This is a genomic window from Massilia sp. ZL223 (assembly GCF_018119395.1).
Lineage (GTDB): Bacteria > Pseudomonadota > Gammaproteobacteria > Burkholderiales > Burkholderiaceae_D > Telluria.
This window is the reverse complement of sequence record NZ_JAGPWD010000008.1, coordinates 130,350-137,215: the sequence shown is the minus strand read 5'-3', so window position 1 is coordinate 137,215 and position 6,866 is coordinate 130,350. Positions and strand designations below refer to the sequence as shown.

The 6,866-nt window shown below is 66.7% G+C and carries 5 protein-coding genes; 2 read left to right on the top strand and 3 right to left on the bottom strand.

Annotated features, from left to right (window positions below; translation table 11 throughout):
* The 3 genes from KBW95_RS08120 to KBW95_RS08110 form a co-directional block, all read right to left on the bottom strand.
* A partial coding sequence (locus tag KBW95_RS08120) for an ATP-binding protein (RefSeq protein WP_211527932.1) occupies positions 1-1,857 on the bottom strand: 1,857 nt, incomplete at its 3' end.
* A 379-nt stretch (positions 1,858-2,236) separates the two neighbouring features.
* Positions 2,237-2,431 (bottom strand): YbdD/YjiX family protein, encoded by a 195-nt coding sequence (locus KBW95_RS08115; RefSeq protein ID WP_211525833.1) that lies wholly within the window; start codon positions 2,429-2,431, stop codon positions 2,237-2,239.
* Positions 2,431-4,497 (bottom strand): carbon starvation CstA family protein, encoded by a 2,067-nt coding sequence (locus KBW95_RS08110; RefSeq protein ID WP_211525834.1) that lies wholly within the window; start codon positions 4,495-4,497, stop codon positions 2,431-2,433. The genes KBW95_RS08115 and KBW95_RS08110 overlap by 1 nt, the downstream gene beginning before the upstream one ends.
* A 306-nt stretch (positions 4,498-4,803) precedes the next feature.
* On the opposite strand from KBW95_RS08110, the gene KBW95_RS08105 reads away from it, so the two are divergent.
* Together KBW95_RS08105 and KBW95_RS08100 are read left to right on the top strand one after the other, a co-directional pair.
* On the top strand, positions 4,804-6,180 hold the full coding sequence (locus KBW95_RS08105; protein WP_211527931.1) for a cache domain-containing protein: 1,377 nt from the start codon (positions 4,804-4,806) through the stop codon (positions 6,178-6,180).
* A complete protein-coding gene (locus tag KBW95_RS08100; protein ID WP_211525836.1) occupies positions 6,177-6,809 on the top strand; it encodes a response regulator transcription factor in 633 nt (210 codons plus the stop codon). Before KBW95_RS08105 ends, KBW95_RS08100 begins: the two co-directional genes overlap by 4 nt.
* Positions 6,810-6,866: the final 57 nt, after the last annotated feature.

Sequence of the window (6,866 nt, the reverse complement as noted above, 5' to 3'; positions counted from 1 at the left end):
CTGGACTGGGTCGGCCGCCAGTTTTTCCGGGCTGAGAAGAATCAGCTGGGTGGCGCGCGCCGCCGGCTCGGCGCGGATCGAGGCGGCCAGCGCCAGGCCGCTGGTGTGGGTCAGCTCCATGTCCAGCAAGGCCGCATCGAAGGGACGGCCGGCGCGCGCCGCGGCCAGCAGGCGTTCGTAGGCCGCGGCCGCGCTGGCCGCGCCCTCGCAGGAGGCGCGCCAGGTGTCGAGCTGGCGCATGAGTTCCGTACGGCTCTCGTCCTGCTCGTCCACCACCAGCACGCGCAGGCCTTCCAGGCTGTGCTGGCGATGGCCGGGCGCGTCGGGATCGACGCGGCGCTTGTCGAAGCCGACCGTGAACCAGAAGATCGAGCCGCGCTGGGGCGCGTTGTCGACGCCGATCGCGCCTTTCATGAGCTCCACCAGCTGCTTCGAGATCGCCAGCCCCAGGCCGGTGCCGCCGTACTTGCGGGTGGTGGAATCGTCGGCCTGCGAGAAGGCGTTGAAGATGCGCGCGCGCGCCTCGCGCGAGATGCCGATGCCGGTGTCGTGCACCTCGAAGCGCAGGTTGACCTTTTGCGCATCCTCGCCCGCCACGCGCACGCGCGCCAGGATGCGGCCCTGGTCGGTGAACTTGATCGCGTTGCCGAGCAGGTTGGCCATGATCTGGCGCAGCCGGTTCGGGTCGCCGCAGATGGCCACCGGGATGTCGTTGGCGATGTCGAAGTCGAAGCCGATGCCCTTGGCGGCGGCCTGCGGGTTGTAGACGTTGTGGATGTCGTCCAGCAGGTCCCACAGGTTGAAGTTGATGTACTCGATGGTCAGCTTGCCGGCTTCGATCTTGGAGAAGTCGAGGATGTCGTTGATGATCACCAGCAGGTGCTCGCCGGAGCGCTTGACCAGGGTGGTGTAATTGCGCTGCGCCTCGGTGAGTTCGGTGGCCAGCAGCATCTCGGTCATGCCCAGCACGCCGTTCATGGGCGTGCGGATCTCGTGGCTCATGGTGGCCAGGAAGGCGCTCTTGGCGCGGCTGGCCGCTTCGGCCGCGTTCTTGGCCTTCTCAAGCTGCTCGGTGCGCACGCCCACCTGGCGTTCCAGCTCGTCGCGGTGGTGCAGCAGGGCGGCGCCGCGGTCCTGGATCTGGGCCATCATGGTGTTGAAGCTGTCGATCAGGGTGCCCAGTTCGTCGGTGCGCGCGTGGCTGATGCGCAGGCCGTAGTTCTGGCTGGTGGAGACCTTTTGCGCGGCCTGGATCAACTTGGTGACCGGCTCCAGGATGCTGCGCTTGAAGCGCCCGGCCAGCATCAGGGCCACGGGCAGCGAGGCGCCCATGGCCAGGCCGATCACGCCCAGGCTGGCGAGGATGTCGAGCCACATGGGCAGCAGGTCGGCCTCGAGCATGACGATGCCGACCGGGAGCTCGCCATGGCGCACCTCGTGATAGACGCGCATGTGGCGCGACAGCAGGGTGCGGCCGCTGCGGTTGGCCTGGGCCAGGGTGGCGGCATCGACGCCGTCGAGCCCTTCCAGGTCTTCCTCGGCGCGGCCCTGGGCCTGGTAACGCGCCAGCGGTCGGCCGAGGCGGTCGTAGAGCACGGCGGCCGAGATCTCGCGCTGGGCCTCGAGGGCGGCCAGGGTGGCCTGGGCCTGCTTGCGGTCGACCAGCAGCAGTTCGCTGGCGCTGGCCGCGCCGATCACGCGTGCGAAGGAGGCCAGCTGCATGCTTTCTTCCTGGCGGTGGTTGATCACCGAGCTCACCGCGAAGGCGGCGAAGACGAACAGCAGGGCGGTCGCCGTGGAAAGCAGCGAGAGGATGGTCAGCTTCTGGTTCAGGCTCGAGCGCTCGAAGTTCGGCATTGCGGTTCCCGCAGGCGGACGGCGAAGCGGACCAGCGATGGACGCAGCAGGTCCTCCTGTGCGGAATGCAAATTCCCGCAAGAAAAAATATACGGTAAGGGGGGATGATGTTTTTGAGGCAACGCAAAGTGGCGGGGGAGGGCGGGCGCTGACCCACGGCCACGATGTAGCCACCTGCCCGTCAACGTCATCCCGGCGAAGGCCGGGATCCAAGTTTGCCCGCGCATCCTCGAACGTCAAGCTCGGTGGGTACGCGACGAACTTGGATTCCGGCCTTCGCCGGAATGACGGTTTTTGGGCTGGAGGGGAGAGCGGGCGCGGGAGGTGTGCAAGCAAAAAAGAAGGGGGCGCTCTCGCGCCCCCTCATCACTTCATCTGCTTAGCAGCAGCTCGCCCTCGACCCGCCGTACCTCGCCTCCTGGCGCTCACGGAAGAACTCCTCGTAGCTCATCGGCGTCTCATCAGGATGAGTACGCTCCATGTGCGCCAGGTAGGTGTCGTATTCAGGCAAGCCCACCATCAGGCGCAGGCTCTGCCCGAGGTACTTGCCTGCCTGTGCCAGCGAGCCGAACATCACTGCACCTGCGGCGTCGGCATGGCGACGTAAGGCGTTTCCTTCGCGGTCGGGCCGCCGGCGGCGCGGGCCGCCAGCACGGTGCGGACGCCGTAGAACAGCACCGCCACCACCACGAACATGAAGAAGCCCGACAGGGTCGCATCGACATAGTCGTTGAAGATGATGCGTTCCATCTGCTCCACCGTCTTGGCCGGGGCCAGCACCGTGCCGGCGTCGTGCGCGGCCTGGAACTTGTTGGCGTGGGCGATGAAGCCGACCTTCGGATTCGCATCGAAGATCTTCTGCCAGCCGGCGGTCAGGGTGCAGGCCAGCAGCCACAGGGTCGGCACGATGGTGACCCAGGCGTACTTGGCGCGCTTCATCTTGAAGAGCACGCAGGTGCCCAGCATCAGCGCGATACCGGCCAGCATCTGGTTGGCGATGCCGAACAGCGGCCACAGGGTGTTGATGCCGCCCAGCGGATCGACCACGCCCTGGTACAGGAAGTAGCCCCAGGCCGCCACGCACAGGCCGGTGGCCAGCAGGTTGGCCGGCAGCGACTCGGTGCGCTTGAGCGACGGCGCGAAGGCGCCCAGCAGGTCCTGCAGCATGAAGCGGCCGGCGCGGGTGCCCGCGTCGACGGCGGTCAGGATGAACAGCGCCTCGAACAGGATCGCGAAGTGGTACCAGAAGGCCATCATGGCCTGGCCGCCCACCACGTTCGACAGGATGTGGGCCATGCCCACCGCCAGGGTCGGCGCGCCGCCGGCGCGCGAGATGATGGTGTGCTCTCCGACGTCCTTGGCCATCTGCTCCAGGGCTTCGGGCGTGATCACGAAGCCCATGTTCGACACGGCGGCCGCAGCCGACTGCGCGGTGGTGCCCAGCACGGCGGCCGGGCTGTTCATGGCGAAGTAGACGCCCGGATCGATGGTCGCAGCGGCCACCAGGGCCATGATCGCGACGAAGGATTCCATCAGCATGCCGCCGTAGCCGATGAAGCGGGCGTGCGATTCGTTCTCGATCATCTTCGGCGTGGTGCCCGAGGAGATCAGCGCGTGGAAGCCCGACACGGCGCCGCAGGCGATGGTGATGAACAGGAAGGGGAACAGGTTGCCCGACCACACCGGACCGGTGCCGTCGATGAACTTGGTCACGGCCGGCATGCGCAGGTCCGGCGCCACCAGCAGGATGCCGATCGCGAGGCCGACGATGGTGCCGATCTTCAGGAAGGTCGACAGGTAGTCGCGCGGCGCCAGCAGCAGCCAGACGGGAATCACGGAAGCGACGAAGCCGTAGCCGATCAGCATCCAGGTGAGTTCGGTGCCGGTGAAGGTGAACATCGGGCCCAGGACCGCGGAGTCGTGCACCCACTGGCCGCCGATAATGGCCAGCATCAGCAGCACGAAGCCGATCATCGACACTTCGCCGATGCGGCCGACGCGCACGTAGCGCGAGTACAGGCCCATGAACAATGCGATCGGGATGGTCGCCATCACGGTGAAGGTGCCCCATGGGGAGCCGGTCAGCGCCTTCACGACGATCAGCGCCAGCACCGCCAGGATGATGACCATGATCATGAAGGTGCCGAGCAGGGCGATCATGCCCGGGATCTCGCCCATTTCCGACTTGATCAGGTCGCCCAGCGAGCGGCCGTCGCGGCGGGTGGAGATGAACAGCACGAGGAAGTCCTGCACGGCGCCGGCGAAGACCACGCCGGCCAGGATCCACATCATGCCGGGCAGGTAGCCCATCTGGGCCGCCAGCACGGGGCCGACCAGCGGGCCGGCGCCGGCGATCGCGGCGAAGTGGTGGCCGAACAGGACGTACTTGTTGGTCGGGACGTAGTCGAGGCCATCGTTGAATTTATAGGCCGGGGTCTGGCGCTTGGGGTCGAGCTGCATCACCTTGCTGGCGATGAATAGCGAGTAGAAGCGGTAGGCGATCAGGTAGACGCAGACTGCCGCCGCGACGACCCAGATGGCGTTGATGGTTTCGCCGCGCTTGACCGCGACGACGCCGAGCGAAAACGCGCCCAGCAGCGAGAGCGCGACCCAGCCGAGCGCGCGCATGGAACGATTCATTGTGACTCCTCCGATTAAGGATTGATGCTTATTTTCCGCCGGTGGGGCCGGCGCATTTATTGACAGCTATCGGCCAGTATCTTGCACTATCAGTTACGCCACAAGCGCATGATTACGGAGGGGCTGCGTAGTATTACGTAGGGCAACTGTGCGCCTGAGGCGTAGTCGCTCCGTTAGCCGAGTCCCGGGACGACGGCCTTCGGGCTAATGCAGTGAAACTTCGTCAGCGCCTTGCAAGCACTTCGGTAAAAAACCGCCCTCAGGCGTAAAATGCGCGGATGCAAGTATTCGATGTGGAAGCGCCAAATGGCTGAGACATTACGCCTGAGACAAAAGGTCATCGTGCTGGCGATCGCGCCGCTGATCGTGGCGCTGGTGGCCATTGCGCTGTTCGTGCGCCAGCAGGCGGTGACCCTGGCGCAGCAGCAGCGCGCCACCATCCAGCGCGCCTACCTGGACAGCAAGGAAGCCGAGCTGCGCCACTACGTGGCCCTGGCCGCGCGCTCGATCGCCCACCTGACCCGCTCGGGCCGCAGCGACCCCGCCACCCTGGCCGAAGCCAAGCGCATCCTGGCCTCGCTCAGCTACGGCGACGACGGCTACTTCTTCCTGTACGACATGCAGGGCAACAACCTGATGCACCCGCGCCAGCCCGAACTGGTCGGCACCAACATGTGGAACTGGCGCGATGACCTGGGCGAACCCACCATCCAGCGCCTGATCCAGCGCGCCCAGGCCGGCGGCGGCTTCCAGCGCTACCGCTGGGTCAAGCCATCATCCAGCCAGCAGGCCCTGAAGCTCGGCTACGTGGTGCCGGTCCCGCACTGGGGCTGGATGATGGGCACCGGCATCTACCTCGACGACGTCGAGGCCGCGCTGGCCCAGGTCGATGCGCAGCAGTCGCGCAACATCGAAGAAACCATGTTGTGGATCGCCGGCCTGGCCATCCTGGCCGCGCTGACCGTGGCGACCGGCGGCCTGGCGCTGAATATCAGCGAGCACCGCGTGGCCGACGCCAAGCTCAAGGCCCTGGCCCAGCGCGTGGTCGATTCGCAGGAAGAAGAACGGGCGCGCCTGTCGCGCGACCTGCACGACGGGATCAGCCAGGCGCTGGTTTCGGTCAAGCTGCAGCTGGAGGCGGGCATCATCCGCCTGGGCGGCGACGAAGGCCAGCGCGCGCAGGCCAGGATCGGCCTGGAACGCACGGTGGAGCAGGTGAAGTCGGTGCTGGGCGAAGTGCGCCGCATCTCGCACGACCTGCGTCCGACCCTGCTGGACGACCTGGGTCTGGCGCCCGCGCTCGACCACCTGGCCAGCGAATTCGGCGAGCATGCCGGCACGCCGGTGCGCTTCCGCACCGAAGGACAGCTCGACGGCCTGCCCGAGATGGTGGGCACGGTGCTGTTCCGCGTAGCCCAGGAAGCCCTGACCAACGCCGAGCGCCATGCGGGCGCCACCTGCATCGACATGAGCCTGGTGAGGGCGGAGCGGTGTTTGAGCCTGACGATCCAGGACGACGGCCTGGGCTTCGACGCCGACAGCGTGGCCGTGCACCCGAAGCGCGGCATCGGCCTGCGCAACATGATGGAGAGGATGGAAGCGATCGGCGGCCGGCTCGCGATCGCTTCCTCGCCGGCCGGCACCCGCGTGGTGGCCAGCATCGACCTGGAGGAACAGGCATGAGCCAAGAAGTGAAGATTCTGCTGGTGGACGACCACCCCCTGGTGCGCGACGGCCTGCGCGCGCGCCTGGAAGCCGCGCCGCACCTGCGCGTGGTGGGCGAAGCCGGCTCGGGCCAGGAAGCGCTGGAGCAGGCCGGCCGCTGCCAGCCCGACCTGGTGCTGATGGACGTGAACATGCGCGCTAGCAGCGGCATCGAAGCCACCGCCCAGCTCACGGCGCGCTATCCGGGCATCGCGGTCTTGATCCTGTCGATGCACGACAAGCCCGAGTACGTGAGCCAGGCCATGCAGGCCGGTGCGCGCGGCTATGTGCTCAAGGACGCGCCGGGCAAGGACATCGTGCTGGCTATCGAGACCGTGATGGGCGGCGGCATCTACTACAGCGCCGCGCTGGCGCGCCAGCTGGCCAGCCCCCTGGCGGCCGACAACCAGCTGACCTCGCGCGAGCAGGAAGTGCTGCGCCATATCGCCGCCGGCCAGTCGAACAAGCAGATCGCGCGCGAACTCGACCTGTCGGTACGCACCGTCGAAACCCACCGCCTGAACATCAAGCGCAAACTCGGCATCGAAGGGCAGGCGGAATTGATCCGTTTCGCCGTCCAGCGCGCCGGATTCGAAGAAAACCCATAAATCCTTGTCTTCCGGGATGCATATTCTTCGGATATCGTGTCTTTACGGAAACAGCGG